The organism is Mycobacterium kubicae (genome assembly GCF_015689175.1).
GTDB lineage: Bacteria > Actinomycetota > Actinomycetes > Mycobacteriales > Mycobacteriaceae > Mycobacterium > Mycobacterium kubicae.
Window position 1 is genome coordinate 3372192 of sequence record NZ_CP065047.1, and the last position, 15111, is coordinate 3387302.

At 68.3% G+C, this 15111-nt stretch carries 20 protein-coding genes; 5 read left to right on the plus strand and 15 right to left on the minus strand.

Features of this window, described 5'->3' with window-relative positions:
• Positions 1–108: 108 nt before the first annotated feature.
• Genes I2456_RS15835 through cobC form a run of 4 tightly spaced genes read right to left on the minus strand, consistent with a single transcriptional unit; the run spans position 109 to position 4137 of the window.
• A complete protein-coding gene (locus I2456_RS15835) occupies positions 109–1224 on the minus strand; it encodes a bifunctional RNase H/acid phosphatase (RefSeq protein WP_068026853.1) in 1116 nt (371 codons plus the stop codon).
• The gene (locus I2456_RS15840) at positions 1221–1958 is read right to left on the minus strand and encodes a zinc ribbon domain-containing protein (RefSeq protein ID WP_085074545.1); all 738 of its coding nucleotides are present in this window, start codon (positions 1956–1958) and stop codon (positions 1221–1223) included. Before I2456_RS15840 ends, I2456_RS15835 begins: the two co-directional genes overlap by 4 nt.
• On the minus strand, positions 1955–3106 hold the full coding sequence (locus tag I2456_RS15845) for a Nif3-like dinuclear metal center hexameric protein (RefSeq protein WP_085074546.1): 1152 nt from the start codon (positions 3104–3106) through the stop codon (positions 1955–1957). The genes I2456_RS15840 and I2456_RS15845 overlap by 4 nt, the downstream gene beginning before the upstream one ends.
• On the minus strand, positions 3103–4137 hold the full coding sequence (cobC, locus tag I2456_RS15850; protein WP_085074547.1) for an Rv2231c family histidinol phosphate aminotransferase CobC: 1035 nt from the start codon (positions 4135–4137) through the stop codon (positions 3103–3105). Before cobC ends, I2456_RS15845 begins: the two co-directional genes overlap by 4 nt.
• 56 nt (positions 4138–4193) lie before the next feature.
• On the opposite strand from cobC, the gene I2456_RS15855 reads away from it, so the two are divergent.
• From I2456_RS15855 to I2456_RS15865, 3 genes are read left to right on the plus strand one after another with little or no spacing between them, the layout of a single operon-like run.
• Complete coding sequence (locus I2456_RS15855; protein ID WP_139823194.1) at positions 4194–4913, plus strand: HAD-IA family hydrolase; 720 nt, start codon at positions 4194–4196, stop codon at positions 4911–4913.
• Positions 4914–4968: 55 nt separating this feature from the next.
• Positions 4969–5403: a low molecular weight protein-tyrosine-phosphatase gene (locus tag I2456_RS15860; RefSeq protein WP_241008001.1), complete on the plus strand. Its 435-nt coding sequence runs from the start codon at positions 4969–4971 to the stop codon at positions 5401–5403.
• On the plus strand, positions 5403–6230 hold the full coding sequence (locus tag I2456_RS15865) for an SURF1 family cytochrome oxidase biogenesis protein (protein ID WP_068026867.1): 828 nt from the start codon (positions 5403–5405) through the stop codon (positions 6228–6230). The genes I2456_RS15860 and I2456_RS15865 overlap by 1 nt, the downstream gene beginning before the upstream one ends.
• On the opposite strand, the gene I2456_RS15870 is transcribed toward I2456_RS15865, so the two are convergent.
• From I2456_RS15870 to I2456_RS15880, 3 genes are all read right to left on the minus strand, one after another.
• Complete coding sequence (locus tag I2456_RS15870; RefSeq protein ID WP_068156207.1) at positions 6212–7135, minus strand: cobalamin biosynthesis protein; 924 nt, start codon at positions 7133–7135, stop codon at positions 6212–6214. The two genes, I2456_RS15865 and I2456_RS15870, sit on opposite strands and share 19 nt — an antisense overlap.
• Before the next feature lie 41 nt (positions 7136–7176).
• The gene (locus I2456_RS15875; RefSeq protein WP_139823195.1) at positions 7177–7371 is read right to left on the minus strand and encodes a hypothetical protein; all 195 of its coding nucleotides are present in this window, start codon (positions 7369–7371) and stop codon (positions 7177–7179) included.
• A gap of 149 nt (positions 7372–7520) precedes the next feature.
• Complete coding sequence (locus tag I2456_RS15880; protein ID WP_085074548.1) at positions 7521–8456, minus strand: cation diffusion facilitator family transporter; 936 nt, start codon at positions 8454–8456, stop codon at positions 7521–7523.
• A 41-nt stretch (positions 8457–8497) separates the two neighbouring features.
• Between I2456_RS15880 and I2456_RS15885 the strand changes: the two genes are divergently transcribed.
• The gene (locus I2456_RS15885) at positions 8498–8893 is read left to right on the plus strand and encodes a VOC family protein (protein ID WP_085074549.1); all 396 of its coding nucleotides are present in this window, start codon (positions 8498–8500) and stop codon (positions 8891–8893) included.
• 81 nt (positions 8894–8974) lie between these two features.
• Here the strand turns inward: I2456_RS15885 and I2456_RS15890 are convergent, their stop codons facing one another.
• Positions 8975–10099, minus strand: a complete 1125-nt coding sequence (locus I2456_RS15890) for an epoxide hydrolase family protein (protein ID WP_085074550.1) — start codon at positions 10097–10099, stop codon at positions 8975–8977.
• Between the two features lie 12 nt (positions 10100–10111).
• Entirely contained in the window at positions 10112–10282 is a 171-nt protein-coding gene (locus I2456_RS15895) for a hypothetical protein (RefSeq protein WP_186246643.1), read from the minus strand.
• Between the two features lie 140 nt (positions 10283–10422).
• Here I2456_RS15895 and I2456_RS15900 point away from each other — a divergent pair, with 140 nt between their 5' ends.
• Complete coding sequence (locus tag I2456_RS15900; RefSeq protein ID WP_085074551.1) at positions 10423–11220, plus strand: DJ-1/PfpI family protein; 798 nt, start codon at positions 10423–10425, stop codon at positions 11218–11220.
• A 212-nt stretch (positions 11221–11432) separates the two neighbouring features.
• On the opposite strand, the gene I2456_RS15905 is transcribed toward I2456_RS15900, so the two are convergent.
• The 6 genes from I2456_RS15905 to I2456_RS15930 all read right to left on the minus strand — a co-directional run bounded on the left by I2456_RS15905 (position 11433) and on the right by I2456_RS15930 (position 15068).
• Positions 11433–11756, minus strand: coding sequence for a hypothetical protein (locus tag I2456_RS15905; RefSeq protein WP_241007724.1), 324 nt, complete (start codon positions 11754–11756; stop codon positions 11433–11435).
• Entirely contained in the window at positions 11753–13123 is a 1371-nt protein-coding gene (locus tag I2456_RS15910; protein WP_241008002.1) for a terminase large subunit domain-containing protein, read from the minus strand. The genes I2456_RS15905 and I2456_RS15910 overlap by 4 nt, the downstream gene beginning before the upstream one ends.
• Before the next feature lie 131 nt (positions 13124–13254).
• Positions 13255–13557 (minus strand): hypothetical protein, encoded by a 303-nt coding sequence (locus tag I2456_RS15915; protein WP_085074553.1) that lies wholly within the window; start codon positions 13555–13557, stop codon positions 13255–13257.
• Between the two features lie 93 nt (positions 13558–13650).
• Positions 13651–14214 (minus strand): hypothetical protein, encoded by a 564-nt coding sequence (locus I2456_RS15920; RefSeq protein ID WP_085074554.1) that lies wholly within the window; start codon positions 14212–14214, stop codon positions 13651–13653.
• Complete coding sequence (locus I2456_RS15925) at positions 14211–14675, minus strand: hypothetical protein (RefSeq protein ID WP_085074555.1); 465 nt, start codon at positions 14673–14675, stop codon at positions 14211–14213. Before I2456_RS15925 ends, I2456_RS15920 begins: the two co-directional genes overlap by 4 nt.
• A complete protein-coding gene (locus I2456_RS15930; protein ID WP_139823196.1) occupies positions 14676–15068 on the minus strand; it encodes a hypothetical protein in 393 nt (130 codons plus the stop codon).
• Positions 15069–15111 lie beyond the last annotated feature (43 nt).

Here is a 15111-nt window from a genome sequence, read left to right on the forward strand (position 1 = left end):
CCTCCGAGCGACAAATACAGCGCCGCCCGGTGTTGTCGCTGTGAGGCGGGCAAAAAGTGCACCAGCCTGCGCAGGGGCCAATGTGGCCCATGTGACCAGGCCCGCTCGCTAGAGGTACGCGGTCTGGTTCACCAGCCGCACCGACGACGCGCCGTCGGGATAGAACTCGGCGATGCTCAACGACGCCAGATCCAGATGCAGGCGGTACAGCACCTCGGGACCGACATCCAGGGCCATGCGCAACAACATCTTGATCGGCGTGACGTGGGAGACCACCAGCACCGTCTTGCCGTCATGCGCCTCGACAATTCGGTCGAGGCCGCGGCGTACCCGACCCAGCACGTTCTCGAAGCTCTCACCGCCGGGCGGGGTCGCGGTGGTGTCACGCAGCCAGCGCCGATGCAGCTGCGGATCCCGTTCGGAGGCTTCGGTGAACGTCAACCCCTCCCAGGCGCCGAAGTCCGTCTCGATCAGGTCGTCGTCGACCGTCACGTCCAGCCCTAGCGCGCGAGCGGCGGCGGTGGCCGTGTCGTAGGCGCGCTGCAACGGTGAGGACACCACCGCGGCGATGCCGCCGCGCTCGGCCAGATAACGCGCCGCCAGATCCGCTTGTCGCCTACCGACATCGGTCAGTTCCGGATTGCCGCGCCCCGAATAGCGGCGTTGCGCCGACAATTCGGTCTGTCCGTGGCGCAACAGCAGCAACCGGGTGGGAGTACCGCGCGCGCCGGTCCAGCCCGGCGCCTTCGGCGACTCTATTTCTACGGTCTTGTCCACGACCGTGATCGGTCCGTCGGCTCTCTGGCCGTCGATCTTGGTCTCAGCCGCGGCGTCCATCGCCTCGTTGGCCAACCGATCGGCATATGAGTTCTCCGCCCGTGGCACCCACGCATAGTTGATCCGGCCGAACCGGGAGGCCAGTGCGCGGGCCTGGGCGTGTAGCGCAATCAGGTCGGGGTGTTTGACTTTCCAGCGCCCGGACATCTGCTCGACCACCAGCTTGGAGTCCATCAGGACCCGCACCTCGGTGGCGCCCAGGCGCCCGGCCTCCTCCAAACCGGCGATCAGACCCCGGTACTCGGCGACGTTGTTCGTCGCCCGACCAATCGCCTGCTTGGCCTCCGCCAGCACGGTCTGGTGGTTCTCGGTCCACACCACCGCCCCGTAGCCGGCCGGGCCCGGATTGCCTCGTGATCCGCCGTCGGCCTCGACCACCACCCTCACTGGTCAAACCCCTTGACCCGCAACAAGATCGCCCCGCACTCCGGGCAGCGCACCACCTCGTCCTCGGCGGCAGCGGTGATACGGGCCAGCTCGCCGCGGCCAATCTCGATGCGGCAGGCACCGCAGCGGTGTCCCTGCAGCGGCCCCGCACCCGGCCTCCCGCCGGCGCGCAGCCGTTCGTACAGCGACGCCAAGTCCGAGTCCAGCGACGCGGCCAACTCGTCGCGCCGCGCCGACTGTTGGGTCCTGGTCTGCTCGATCTCTACCAGCGCATCGTCCAGGGCCTGTTGCACGCCGGTCAATTCGGCTTGCAACCCCTCGATCATGGTCACTTCCGCACTCTGCTGCGCTTGAAGCTCTTCGCGGCGCTCCATGATCTCCAGCAGCGAGTCCTCCAAGGTGGCCTGACGCCGCTGCAGCGTCTCGAGTTCGTGTTGCAGATCCGAAAGCTGCTTGGCATCGGTTGCTCCCGACGCCAGCAGCGCCCGGTCGCGGTCTTCGCGCTTGCGCACGGAATCGATCTCGGCCTCCAAACGTGCGACCTGCCCATCCAGATCCGCTACCGCGATCCGCACCGCGGCCAGCCGGTCGCTGGCCGAATTGTGTTCCGCTTGAACGCGTTCGAAATCGGCGCGCTGCGGCAGATGGCTGGACCGGTGCGCGAGCCGGGATAGCTCCGCATCCAACTTGGCCAATTCCAGGAGCGAGCGTTGTTGTGCGACGTCGGCTTTCATCGTTGATCTCCGCTGTCAGTCTTTCGGGAATGGCAAGCCAGGTTCCACGGATCGGTACGGATGCTGCACACGCGCACCGGCAGAGCGTCCCCGAAGCGGGACCGCAGCAGGCCGGCCGCTTGCTCGCACCAGGGGAACTCACTGGCCCAATGCGCGACGTCGATCAAGGCCACCGGCGAAGCGCGGCCATGCTCGTCGGCGGGATGGTGGCGCAGATCCGAGGTGACATAGGCCTGCACGTCCACAGCGGCCACCGCGCTCAGCAGCGAATCACCCGCGCCGCCGCAGACGGCGACCCGCGACACCGACAACTCCGGATCACCCGCCGCCCGCACCCCCCAAGAGGTCTCGGGCAGCGCGGCGCCCACCCGGGAGACGAAGGCGTGCAACGGCTCTGGCTCGGGCAGACTGCCGATGCGGCCCAATCCGGTGTCGGCCGGCGGCGCTACGAGCGCGAAGATGTCGAAGGCCGGCTCCTCGTACGGGTGCGCTGCGCGCATCGCCGCCAACACACGCGCCCGCGCTCGCGCCGGTGCCACCACCTCGACCCGGTCCTCGGTCACCCGCTCGACGCTGCCCACGCTGCCGATCGCCGGCGAGGCGCCCTCCTGGGGCAGGAACTGCCCCGTCCCACTCACGCTCCAGCTGCAGTGCGAGTAATCACCGATGTGCCCGGCGCCGGCGTCAAAGATCGCCGCCCGCACCGCGTCTGCGTTTTCGGGCGGCACGTAGATGACCCACTTGTCGTATTCGGCCGAACTGGGCGCAGGGTCAAGCACCGCTTCGACGGTCAAGCCCAGCGCTGCCGCGAGCGCGTCGGATACGCCGGGTGACGCCGAGTCGGCGTTGGTGTGGGCGGTGAACAGCGCTCGGCCGGTTCGGATCAAGCTGTGCACCAGCGCGCCTTTGGCGGTGTTGGCCGCGACCGTGTCGACCCCACGTAGCAGCAGCGGATGGTGGGCCAACAGCAGGCCACCGTCGGGAACTTGGTCGACGACTTCGGGCGTCGCGTCGATGGCCACGGTCACTGAATCCAGAACTTCGGTGGGGTCGCCGCAGACCAGTCCGACCGAGTCCCACGCCTCGGCCAGCCGCGGCGGATACGCCTCGTCCAGCACCTCGATCACTTCGGCCAGCCGCACACTCACGCTGCTGCAATCCCCTCTACCAGCTGCCGCCACTCCGGCCGCACCGCCGCCCGCAGGTACTGTTCGTCCAGGCCCACGAACGTGTCGCAACGACGGACGGCAATCCCTTTGTCTGCCAACACTTTTCTCACCAATTCACCGTCGGGCACCCGAAACAACACAAACGGCGCCCGGCCGTCGACCACGTCGGCGCCGACGGCTTGCAATCCGGCCACCATCTCGGCTCGCACCTGCGTCCGGTGTACGGCGTCGGCTGCGGCTTGGGCGACGGCGTCCGGTGCACAGCAGGCCGCGATGGCCGTCAATTGCAGCGTTCCCACCGGCCAGTGCGCGCGTTGGCAGGTCAGCGCGGCCAGCACGTCGGGTGAGCCGAGCGCGTACCCGACCCGCAACCCGGCCAGCGCCCACGTTTTCGTCAGGCTGCGCAGCACCACGACGTCGGGCAACCGTTCACCGGCCAGCGACTCGGGTTCTCCGGGGACGGCGTCGGCGAACGCTTCGTCGACCACCACAATGCGGCCGGGGCGGCGCAGCGCCAGCAGTTGCTCGCGCGTGTGCAGCACCGATGTCGGGTTGGTCGGATTGCCCACGACGACGAGGTCGGCGTCTTCGGGCACCTGCGCTTGATCGAGGGTGAACGGGGGGTCCAGAACGACGTGGTGCACCGGCACGCCGGCCATGCCGAGCGCCACCGCAGGTTCGGTGAAGGACGGCGCGATCAGCGCCGCGCGCGCCGGGCGCAGGTTGCTCAGCAGCGCGAAGCCCTCCGCGGCCCCGGCCAACGGGACTACCTCGGCGCGGTCGCGGCCATGCCGCGCGCCGACCGCGTCCTGCGCCGCGGCAACATCGTCACCGCTGGGATAACGACCGAGGTCGGGCAACCGCGTCGCCAACCGCTGCACCAGCCACGACGGGGGTTGCGCATGCCGGACGTTGACCGCGAAGTCCAACATCCCGGGCGCGGCGTCTTGATCACCGTGATACCGCGCCGCCGCCGGGCGAATCGACGCGCGATGATCCAGACCGGCCATCAGTGAAACACTAGTGCGCCGCAGCGAAGGCAAGGCATGGGGAGTAATCGACGACAATGGAAGCCGTGACAGGTTCGATCGCGCAGCAAGCTGAGCGCCCAGCGCCGCCCGGCGACGACGACGGCTGCCCAGCCCCCCAACTGGTGATCTTCGATCTCGACGGCACACTGACCGATTCGGCGAAGGGCATCGTCGCCAGCTTCCGGCATGCGCTCATGGAGATCGGCGCTGCCATACCCGAGGGTGACCTGGTCGCCCAGATCGTCGGCCCGCCGATGGACGACACCTTCCGGTCGATGGGTCTCGGCGAGCGCGCAGAGGACGCGATCGCCGCCTTCCGAGCCGAATACGCGGCGCGCGGATGGGCCGTCAACACCGTTTTCGACGGAATCGCGCCGCTGCTGGCCGACCTGCGCGCCGCCGATATCCGGTTGGCGGTGGCGACCTCCAAGCTGGAGACCACCGCGGTGCGCATCCTCGCGCACTTCGGCTTGGACCACCACTTCGAGGTGGTGGCCGGTGCCGCGCCCGACGGATCGCGCAAGAGCAAGGTCGACGTGCTGGCGCACGCGCTGGAGCAGCTCGCCCCGCTTCCCGAGCGCGTGCTCATGGTCGGTGACCGTAGCCACGACGTGGCGGGGGCCGCCGCGCACGGCATCGACACGGTGGTGGTCGGGTGGGGGTACGGGCGGGCCGACTTCGCCGACCCCGTCGGCCTGACCGGTGTCACACACGTGGAGACGGTCGAGGAGTTACGGAGGGCATTGGGTGTCTGAAGGTAGACCGCTGCACATCACGTTCGTCTGCACCGGCAACATCTGCCGCTCCCCGATGGCGGAGAAGATGTTCGCCCACCAGATCGAACAGCGCGGTTTGGCGAACGCGGTGCGGGTGACCAGCGCGGGCACCGGGAACTGGCATGTGGGTCAGTGCGCCGACGAACGCGCCAACCGGGTGTTGCGCGCCCACGGCTACCCCACCGAGCATTGTGCGGCACAAGTCGACGACGACCACCTCGCGGCCGACCTGGTGATTGCGTTGAGCCGCAACCATGCCCGGCTGTTGCGTGAGATGGGCGTCGACCCCGACCGGATCAGGATGCTGCGTTCGTTCGATCCCCGCTCGGGGAGCTACGTGCTCGATGTCGACGACCCCTATTACGGCGACCACGAGGACTTCGAGCAGGTGTTCACCGTCATCGAGGCCGCCCTGCCCGGCCTGCACGACTGGGTCGACCAGCGACTGGCTGCGAACGGGTCTGGCTGATGCCACGTTTGACGCGGGGCCTTGCGTTTCTGTTGCGTCCGGGCTGGCTGGCGCTGGCACTCGTCGTGGTCGCGTTCACCTACCTGTGTTTCATGGTGCTCGCACCGTGGCAGTTGGGGAAGAACACCAAGACCTCCCGGGAGAACCACCAGATCGAGCAGTCCCTGCGGACCGCGCCGGTGCCGCTGACTTCGCTTCTGCCCCATCAGGATTCGAGCGACCCGGCGGCGCAGTGGCGGGGCGTGACCGCGACCGGGCACTACCTGCCGGACGTCCAGGTGCTGGCGAGGTTGCGGGTGGTCGAGGGAGAGCAGGCGTTCGAGGTTCTGGCACCCTTCGTCGTCGACGGTGGACCGACCGTCTTGGTGGACCGCGGCTATGTGCGGCCAGAGCCGGGATCACACGTACCGCCGATCCCGCGAGCGCCGGATCAAACGGTGACCATCACCGCACGGCTGCGTAACCCGGAGCCGACCGTCCCGGGCAAGGACCCGTTCACCAGAGATGGTTTCCTGCAGGTCTATTCGATCAGCACCGAGCAGGTTGCGGCGCTGACTTCGGTCCCCCTGGCCGGAATGTATTTGCAGTTGGTCGACAACCAACCCGGCGGGTTGGGGGTGCTCGGTGTGCCGCATCTGGATGCGGGACCGTTTCTGTCCTACGGCATCCAGTGGATCTCGTTCGGCATCCTGGCGCCCATCGGACTGGGTTATTTCGCCTACTCCGAGATCAAGGCACGGCGCCGGGAAAAGCAGCAGGCCCCGCCCGCCCAGCAGCCGATGACCGTCGAGGAGAAACTGGCCGACCGCTACGGGCGGCGCCGGTAGGCGATCAGCGCGGCGCACACCGCGGCCCCGGCCTGTACCGCCCGGGACAAGGCGACCGCGCGGCGCAGATCCCCGACCCCGGGTACTCGTCCGTCACCCAGGGTGGGCCGGATCTGCAGTTCGTGGTGATAGTGGGTGGGGCCGCCGAGCTGCACGCCGAGCGCCCCGGCGAATGCCGCTTCGACAACGCCGGCGTTGGGACTGGGATGGCGCGCGGCGTCGCGACGCCAAGCTCGTATGGCGTTCCACGGTGATCCCCCCACGAGGGGTGCGCACAGGACCACCAGCACTGCCGTCACCCGCGCGCCCACGTAGTTTGCCGCGTCGTCCAATCGCGCAGCGGCCCAACCGAATTGCTGATAGCGCGGCGAGCGGTGACCGATCATCGAGTCCAAGGTGTTGATCGCCCGGTAGCCGAGCACCCCGGGCACCCCACCGGCCGCCGCCCACAGCAGCGGCGCCACGTGAGCATCGGAGGTGTTCTCCGCTACCGATTCCAGCGCTGCGCGCGTCAGCCCGGCCTCGTCGAGGCGGGCGGGGTCGCGCCCACACAACGACGGCAATAGCCCTCGCGCCGCGTCGATGTCGTCTCGGGCCAGCAGTTCGGCCATGTCCAGGCCGGTGCGCGCCAGCGACGTCCCGCCCAAAGCCACCCAGGTCGCGGCCGCAAGCGCCCAGACGCGGGCACGTACCGTCGCGCCGACCGCGCACACCGCACCGACCAGCAGACCCGTGTGCACCGCACCGGCGACCTTGCTGTCGCGGTAGGTGACCTGCTCTAACGTCGCGGCACCCTGACCGAACAGCGCCACCGGATGACCCCGTCGCGGGTCGGCAAGCGCAAGGTCAGTCAGGTATCCCGCCAGCACGCCGACAAGGCGCGCTTGCCGCGTCGACGTCACCACCCCGGCAGCGTCTCACATGTGCTGTGCGGCTCGTCGCGCGCTTAGACCAGCCACGCGATGGCGATTGTCACGACGATCACTACGGCGACCGCCAGCAGCCACCACAGCGCCGGAAACAGCCCCATCTTGTCCGAAGCGCGGGTCATTTGCGGGCTGCTCGACGGGGCGACGCCCCATTTGCCGTGCGGCGACAAGTTCGGCCCGTCGGGCGGCGGCGGGCAGGAGGGTGTACTCATGGGGGCTCTTGTGCCCGTTTACCGGTGAGCTAACCGTTCGGCGGTGGGCGCGATCAAAATGCTCGAGCCGGTTGTCATACAACGTGACCGAAACCTCAGCGATGGGTAACCGAGTGTCTATACCGCTATTTCCGCGACCGGCGCATCGTCTAACACTCGTCTTGAGCGACGCTGCGAGCCGCCCAAGTGAAACTGCGCATCTCTGGCAGCCGGTCCGACAACCGATCCGCGACTCGTCGACCGATGCGGTCGGCCTCGGCGACGGTGGTATCCGAGTCGACCCAGCCTTCCACCTCCAACCGCAAGGTGCGGCCGGTCCAGCGGGCCCGGGCGTGCGCATGCAGCACACCGTCGGTCTCGGCCGCTACTGCTTCGGCGGTGTCGATGACGTCCGGATCGACGCCGTCCAACAGCCGCTGCCCGATGTCGGTGGTGACCTCCCACCCCACGTGGCAGATGAAACCCGTCACCGCGAGGCCCGCCACGCCGTCGGCCCACTCCCAACCGACTGCGACCCCACACAACCCCAACAGCGCTCCCGTCGATGACAGCCCGTCCAGCCAGGAATGCTTGGCATCTGCGATCAACGTCGACGACTGGATACGGCGGCCCACCGTCAGCTTGTAGCGGGCGATCAGTTGGTTGCCGACGATGCCGACCACCGCGGCCGCAATACCCCAGCCGACTTGCCGAGTCGGGTTGTGCCGCAACAACTTCTCGACGCTTTCCACGCCTGCGAAAATGGCACTGGCCCAGATCACCAGCGCCACTCCGATGCCGGCGAGGTCCTCAGCGCGTTCCAACCCATAGGGGTAGCGCCGACTCGCCAACCCGCGGGAGCCGCGAAAGCCACCGAACACCACCGCGCTGGTCGTTACGTCCGAAAGATTGTGCAGCGCGTCGCCGAGTAGCGCGGCGGAACCAGAGACCACCGCGACGGCCAGTTCGATCAAACCCGTCAACGCCAACCCGACAGCGCTCACTGCGACCGCCCGGTTGGCCCGGCGCCGCTCGTCGTCATCGTCAATCGAACTCGTCAACGGGAAGCTGGTGGCCGGATCGCGCCTGCCGCTGATGACATGCATGCCGTCAGCGTGACACATACCGACATGAGAGGACACATCTGATGCCTGTACCGGCACTCAACCACGTAGCAATCACGGTCCGAAACATCGGAATCAGTGGACCTTGGTACCGCGACTTGCTGGGCAGTGACCCGACGGTCGACGAGCACACCGACTCCGGCTTCCACCATCACGTGTGGATCTTCAACGACGGCAACGCCTTTGGCATACACCAGCACGACAGCGAAGCTGCCCACGAAGAATTCAGCGAGTTGCGCGTCGGCCTGGACCACGTCGGCTTCGGCTGCGCCAACCGCGCCGAACTCGAGGCGTGGGCCGACCGCCTCGATGAGCTCGGCATCCACCACGGCGGCATCGTGGACGCGCCCTACGGCTCGGCCCTGAGCTTCCGCGACCCCGACGGCATCGCGCTCGAATTCTTCGCCCCGCCGTCCTGAGTTCTTCCCGCCCGGGCGTGCACCTCACGGCGCTGAATCGGCGTGTCGCGTCGGCAGACGCACACTCGAAGCCCCTGAGGATCAGCGCACCGTCGCGAAGAACGCCCGTAGGTCGTCGACGAACAGCTCCGGCTGCTCGAACGCGGCGAAGTGTCCGCCGCGCGGCATCGTCGTCCAATGGGTGATGTTGTACACCGGCTCGCACCACGACCGCGGCGCCCGCAGCAGTTCTTTGGGGTAAGCGCCGACGCCCGTGGGCAATTCGACTCGGTCCAGCTGACCCCAGACCTTGAAGCTCTCCCAGTACAGGCGGGCCGAGGAGGCCGCGGTTTCGGTCACCCAATAGATCATCACGTTGTCCAGCAACTCATCGCGGCTCACCGCGTTCTCCGGGTGGCCGTCGCAGTCGGACCACGCCCAGAACTTCTCGACGATCCACGCCAGTTGACCCACCGGCGAATCCACCAACCCGTAGCCGACGGTCTGCGGCCGGGTGGACTGCTGTTTGGAATAGCCGGTGCCCCATTTGCGGTGATCGTTCAACGCCGCCATCGCGCGCCGCTCTTCCTCGGTGGGATTCTTCAGCGATTCCGAGGTGGGCCGGCCAATGGGCATGTTGAGGTGAATTGCCGCGCAGTGGCCGCGATTGCGGCCGATCTGGGTGGTGACGGCCGCGCCCCAGTCCCCGCCCTGAGCGCCGTAGCGTTCGTAGCCGAGGCGCAGCATCAGCGTCTCCCAGGCCTCGGCGATCTTCGGCACGCCCCACCCGGTGCGCCTGGGCTTGCCCGAGAACCCGTACCCGGGCAGCGACGGGCAGACCACATGGAAGGCGTCTTCGGCGCGCCCGCCATAAGCGGTGGGGTTGGTCAGCGGCTCGATCACCTTGTGGAATTCCACCACCGAGCCCGGCCAGCCGTGCGTGATCACAAGCGGGAAGGCATCCTCGTGCGGGGAGCGCTGATGGATGAAATGGATGTCCAGATCATCGATTTCGGTGACGAAGTGGTCGAAACGATTCAGCGCCGCCTCACGGGAGCGCCAGTCGTATTCGTGGGCCCAATAGGTGGCCAGCTCGCGGGTGTAGGCCAGCGGGATGCCTTGGCTCCAGTCGTCGACACATTCGGCCTCGGGCCACCGCGTGCGCGCCAACCGCGCGTGCAAGTCGTCGAGCACGTCGTCGGGAACGTCGATGCGAAATGGCCTCATCCCGTTCGTCTTCTACTTCGACTCGCGGATCAGTGTGCTGATCTGCTCGAGCAACTCGCGCATGTCCGCGCGCATCGCGTCGACCGCGGCATACAGATCGGCCTTGGTCGCCGGCTGTTGGTCCGACGACGCGGACCGCACCGGAGGCCGCGCTGCGCTCTCGCTCTGAAAGGCCTCGCCCACGTCCACGACCTTGCCATACCGACTCAGACAGGTCCACGGGAATGAGCACGAGCTTGGTGAAGAGCGATTGTCACACTGTCGTCGGGGTATCGCTGACAACGTGGGAGGAAGCTGGTGCCGACAACTGAGAGGAATTCGCCATGGGTACGACGACGGGGCGGCGCGTGCTGGTTGTGGTGTCTGCGGCCGACCGGATTCCGCTACGAGAAGGCCGCAGCGAGCTGACTGGCACATACTTAGGAGAGCTGGTCGAACCCACTGATGCAATGCGCAACGCCGGGTTTGAGCTCGCGTTCGCCACACCGGGCGCCAGGATTCCCGCCATCGATGGCACCTCATGCAGCCTGATGTACTTCAAAGGCTCGCGGAAAAAGCGTGACGCCGCGTTGAGCAGCTATCGGGAGCTTCTCGAACTTGGTTTGGCAACACCGGCCAAACTGGAAGAGATCGCCCATGACACACAGCGCCTGGACGGGTTCGATGCGATGTTCGTGCCGGGGGGTCATGCGCCGTTGGTTGACCTGCTGCACCGCGACGCATTCGCCGACGACTCTCTCAACGACGACTTCGGCGCGCTGGTCCGTTACTTCCACGACGCCCAGCGCCCCACCGGTTTGATCTGTCACGCCCCGGCTGCACTCGCGGCGGCTCCGACCATCGAGGGCCGCTGGACCTACGCGGGCTACCGCATGACGTGCTTCAAAACCGGCGTGGACACGATGTTGTCCACGGTCCCGTTGGCGCGTCGCTTCAAGGGGCACCTCAAAGACGACCCCACCGAATTGTTGAAGTCGCGCGGCGCGACGGTTGAGCAGACGATTCTGCCGATGGGCAGCAAGGTCGTGGAGGATCGCGAACTGATCACCGGCCAAGACCCCTACTCCGCGAATGCATTCGGCGCGGCCTTCGTCAGCAAAGTCCGCAATATGCGGGCCTGACTGCGCTGATTCTGGTGGGCGCGGACGGTATCGAACCGCCGACCGCTGGTGTGTAAATCTATATCGGTATGTCTAGGCCGGATCACGTTTGTATCGGTTTGTCTACGAAGTAACTTACAGGCCAACGTCTTTCGTCTAGCCCGGTTAGGTTTCTGTCAGCCTTGTTAAGCCATGTCTTGGCCCATTTTCGGCCCAGCGGGGGGTCGGTTCGATCAGGCGTTCGAGCTGCCGTCGGCCAGCTCCGCCGCGATGAAGGACGGCACCCAGGCTCCGCAGTCCTCGCAGTCGCGGCAGCCGATCAGTGTCAGCTCGCCTCTGGCGTAGGCGGCGGCGTTGCCATTCGTGACGTGCCGCAGCGCCCGCTGGGCGTCGATGTCGGTCAGCGGCTCCGGTCGGCACCGAGCACATTCGCAGCCGCCGGGCGCGGCGCTCTGGGTCATGTCGGTGCGTATCTTCGCCCGGCCTACGCGAGCCAGCTCGCCGCCGCCCTGGGCGCGCTCCGCCTGGCAGCGGCGCGGCTCGATGAGGGCGGTCACCCGAGCCGCCGCCGGAGGTAGGCCGGAGGTGGTGGCATGGTGCCCTCGCGGACGCGGCGGCTGATGTCGAGCGGCGACGACAGGTGCAACTGTCCGCCGACCGAATGGACCAGGACGTCATGGCCGACGACCACCGCCGCCAGGCTGTCCGGTTGGTGCTGACCGGCTTGCCAGGTGACCGCCGCCGCCTCCAGGTTCGGCAGATGGCCCGCGATGCGGCAGGTGCCGACCTCCAACGCCTGCAACAGCGCGGAGCTGCGGGCCACCGCGTCACCCTTGCCCCGGTCGGTGCCCTTGGGTGGCCACGTCGTGATCTTGACGGGCACGCGGGTCTTGACGCGGGCCAGCGCCTCAGCCACCACGCGCCGATACGTCTCCCGCGCCGCGAACGCCTCCACCGCGATTTCGCTGGCACCCACGTCCACGGCCAGGTCCACCGCCGCCCGCGCCCAGGCGTCCGACGTCATCGGAGCCGACAAGTCCGCGATGATGGCCACCACGCCTTCAGCGGTCAGCGACATGGCGACCAGGCCACAACTGTCGCCGCTGCCGGAGTCCGAAGGGTCCACGCCGACTACCGTTTTCACCGCTCCGCTGGGAGCCGCAGGCAGACGCCAGTTGTCGAACCATTCACGCTTCACCAGCCCGCCCTCCGGCGCGGCGGGCACGCCCGCGTACAGCGCGTACCAGGCCCGCTCACCGGAGGTCCGGCGGGCGGCGGCGAAGTGCTCCGCCGTGAAGCCCAGCGCCGATGTCATCGCCACGCCGGGCGCACGGCCCAGGGCATCGGGCACGCCCGCTTCGGCCACCGCCGGGATGTTGGTGTGCCGCCAGAGGTCCGGCTCCGATTCCAGCAGCTCACCGGCCAGGTCGGACGGGTGCCACCTCGTCATGACCAACAACACGCTGCCGCCGGGATGCACGCGGGTGGCCAAGGTGCTGCGGTATTCGGTGATCACGCGGCGGCGGTGCGCGGCACTATCCGCCTCCTGGGCATCCTTCACGGGGTCGTCAACGATCAGCATATCCGCGCCGAAACCCGTTACGCCACTGTTGATTCCGGTGGCCAGCAGCCCGCCCGCGTGGCCGTCCACGCGCCAGCGGCCCACCGCCGTCTTGTCTTGAGACAGCCGGAAGCCGAGGTAGTCGGCGTGCTCGTTGATGAGCTGGCGGGCCTCGCGGCTGTGCGCCTGGGCCAGTTCGTCGGAGTAGGACACCAGCACGATCTGCATGTCGGGGTCGCGCATCAGCGCCCAGACCACGGTCCAGACGGCCAGCAACCGGGACTTTCCGGTTCTGGGCGGCGTGGTCACCACGTCGCGCTCGTCCGGCTCCGTCACCGACCGCACGGCGATGTCCGACAACATCCTGATCGTCGGCGTCACCACGAACTTCGGGTCCAGCCGCCGCGCCAGCTCCGCCGGGCTGGCCGGGCGCTGACGCTCGCGGGCGGCTTGGCAGACGCGGGCGGCGGACAGCGTGGTGATCGGGGCGGCGGTCACACGCACCTCACAGCGGGTACCCGGCCCTGGGCCTTGGCCCGCGCCGCCATCCGCATGTCGTGTTCGTCGCCCAGGCCGACGTAGTTGCAGCCACGGACGCGGATCACGTAGACCCGGCCATCCAGCCACAGCCGGTCCAGCGCGGCCAGCGCGCGCCAGAAGCCAGTCACCGGCAGCCGCCGCCGCAGCCAGGCCCACGGCACCAGCTCCTCGCGGGTCTCGGCGAGCGTGTCCAGGATCATCTGCTCTACCTGTTCATCGGTCGGGGCGGGCGGCGCGGCGGGCGCGATGGTGGTCATGTTCTCTCCTCGGGGCGGTGTCGTTGGGGTGGATCGGTGCTCCGGCCCACCGCTCCCTCCCGAGGCCAATCGGGGCGCGGCGAGCCGGTCAGGTCAGGCCGGTACCGGCTTCTTCGTGTTGTTCGGCACCGACCAGGTGCCGCTGCGGAGGCCCGCCAGTTGAACGGACGTGCGCCCGCCGCCGTCGGTGACGCCCAGCGCCGCCAGCACGTCCTCCTGGTGGACCTCTCCGTCCCTGTGGAGCTTCTTGGCCACCGCCACCACGGCGGGCCAGCAACGCTCCATCAGCGGCACCACGGGCGTGCCCAGGTGGGTGCCTCCCGCAGCGGTCAGGGCGCGGTCGTCCTTCCACGCACCGCGCGACAAGATGCTGAACACATCCCGCTGGGTGGGGCGGCGACCGGCGCGGAAGCGGGCCTGCGCCCACGGACCGCTGTAGGCAATCTCCGACTCCCGGCCACGCGGCATGTCGGTGACCGTCGTCAGGCCCTCGACGCCCATCACGCGGCTGTTCGACACCACCGCGTTGCGGATTGTGCCGCCCAGGGCCACCGCCGCAACGGCGTGCGCCGCCTCATGGATCGCCAGCTCCAGGTGCCACCGCTCGCGGGCGGTGATGTCGGCCAGCGTCAGCGGCTTGCGCTTGGCTCCGGTCATGGGTTCGTCCTTTCGTTGATCGCGGCGAGCGCCGCCGCCTTGGAGGGCAGGTCGGTGGTGTCGATGCCGTGCGCGGCGGCGTAGGCGTCCAGCTCGGGACGCTTCCAGTGCTCGCTCGGCTCGCCGTCGGGGTAGTCGCCCGGCTCCGGCTGGCGCTGGCCCGCCAGCGTGTGAGGCTGCTGGTGCCCCGCGTCGGCCAGCGCGGCGGCGAAGCCGGTGTCAGCAGCGGGCTGTAGCGCGTCCACGGTGGTCGCATCAGTCAGCAGCCCGGCCTCCCGCGCATTGCCCTCCGGCACCCGGTACACCTTGCGCGGCGTGCCCCGCGTGAAGGACTCGATGCTGGCTCCGCCGCCGATTTCGACCAGCTTGGCCAGCGCCGGGCCACGCAGGGCCGGGTCTACGAAGTCGATGATGGCGAACCCGTCGCGGACGGCTACGTCGATACCGCCTCTGGTGGTCATCTACAAGGTGTCCTCTCTAGTGGTGGTGATCATCGGGCGGCGCGGGACATACGCACGGTCCGCCGCCCTCTCCGGCTGAATCGACGCCGGAGGGTGCGGTACATAACGCGGACCACCCTCCAGACGTTGATCCGTGTTCGCAGTGAGCGAAGCCGTTGGGTTGTCGTCGTTCGTGGCGGCGGCGGCTTCAAGTGCCTTGCGCGCCAACCGTTCCCGGTCTTTCCGGTCGCGGGCGGCAGCCTTGGCCGCGCCCTCGTCAAGGTATTGCTCCAGGCAGGTGTTGCAGGTCCAGCCCCACACGCTGCCCTTGTGCTGCCAGCACGGCCCGCCGCACGCCTGGCAGCGTGGCCCGGCGTAGGTGTCCGGCGCGTCGGCGGTGTCATCAGCGGTCATGGTGGTCACGGTGTCTCCGCCTTGCGGCGGGCGGCGATGCGGA

Bases quoted from the DNA above. Each gene is read 5' to 3' on its own strand.
- I2456_RS15840 (WP_085074545.1), bottom strand. From the start codon at position 1,958: ATGAAAGCCGACGTCGCACAACAACGCTCGCTCCTGGAATTGGCCAAG.
- cobC (WP_085074547.1), bottom strand. From the start codon at position 4,137: ATGGCCGGTCTGGATCATCGCGCGTCGATTCGCCCGGCGGCGGCGCGG.
- I2456_RS15855 (WP_139823194.1), top strand. From the start codon at position 4,194: ATGGAAGCCGTGACAGGTTCGATCGCGCAGCAAGCTGAGCGCCCAGCG.
- I2456_RS15860 (WP_241008001.1), top strand. From the start codon at position 4,969: ATGGCGGAGAAGATGTTCGCCCACCAGATCGAACAGCGCGGTTTGGCG.
- I2456_RS15865 (WP_068026867.1), top strand. From the start codon at position 5,403: ATGCCACGTTTGACGCGGGGCCTTGCGTTTCTGTTGCGTCCGGGCTGG.
- I2456_RS15875 (WP_139823195.1), bottom strand. From the start codon at position 7,371: ATGAGTACACCCTCCTGCCCGCCGCCGCCCGACGGGCCGAACTTGTCG.
- I2456_RS15880 (WP_085074548.1), bottom strand. From the start codon at position 8,456: ATGCATGTCATCAGCGGCAGGCGCGATCCGGCCACCAGCTTCCCGTTG.
- I2456_RS15885 (WP_085074549.1), top strand. From the start codon at position 8,498: ATGCCTGTACCGGCACTCAACCACGTAGCAATCACGGTCCGAAACATC.
- I2456_RS15890 (WP_085074550.1), bottom strand. From the start codon at position 10,099: ATGAGGCCATTTCGCATCGACGTTCCCGACGACGTGCTCGACGACTTG.
- I2456_RS15900 (WP_085074551.1), top strand. From the start codon at position 10,423: ATGGGTACGACGACGGGGCGGCGCGTGCTGGTTGTGGTGTCTGCGGCC.
- I2456_RS15910 (WP_241008002.1), bottom strand. From the start codon at position 13,123: ATGTTGTCGGACATCGCCGTGCGGTCGGTGACGGAGCCGGACGAGCGC.
- I2456_RS15915 (WP_085074553.1), bottom strand. From the start codon at position 13,557: ATGACCACCATCGCGCCCGCCGCGCCGCCCGCCCCGACCGATGAACAG.
- I2456_RS15920 (WP_085074554.1), bottom strand. From the start codon at position 14,214: ATGACCGGAGCCAAGCGCAAGCCGCTGACGCTGGCCGACATCACCGCC.
- I2456_RS15925 (WP_085074555.1), bottom strand. From the start codon at position 14,675: ATGACCACCAGAGGCGGTATCGACGTAGCCGTCCGCGACGGGTTCGCC.
- I2456_RS15930 (WP_139823196.1), bottom strand. From the start codon at position 15,068: ATGACCGCTGATGACACCGCCGACGCGCCGGACACCTACGCCGGGCCA.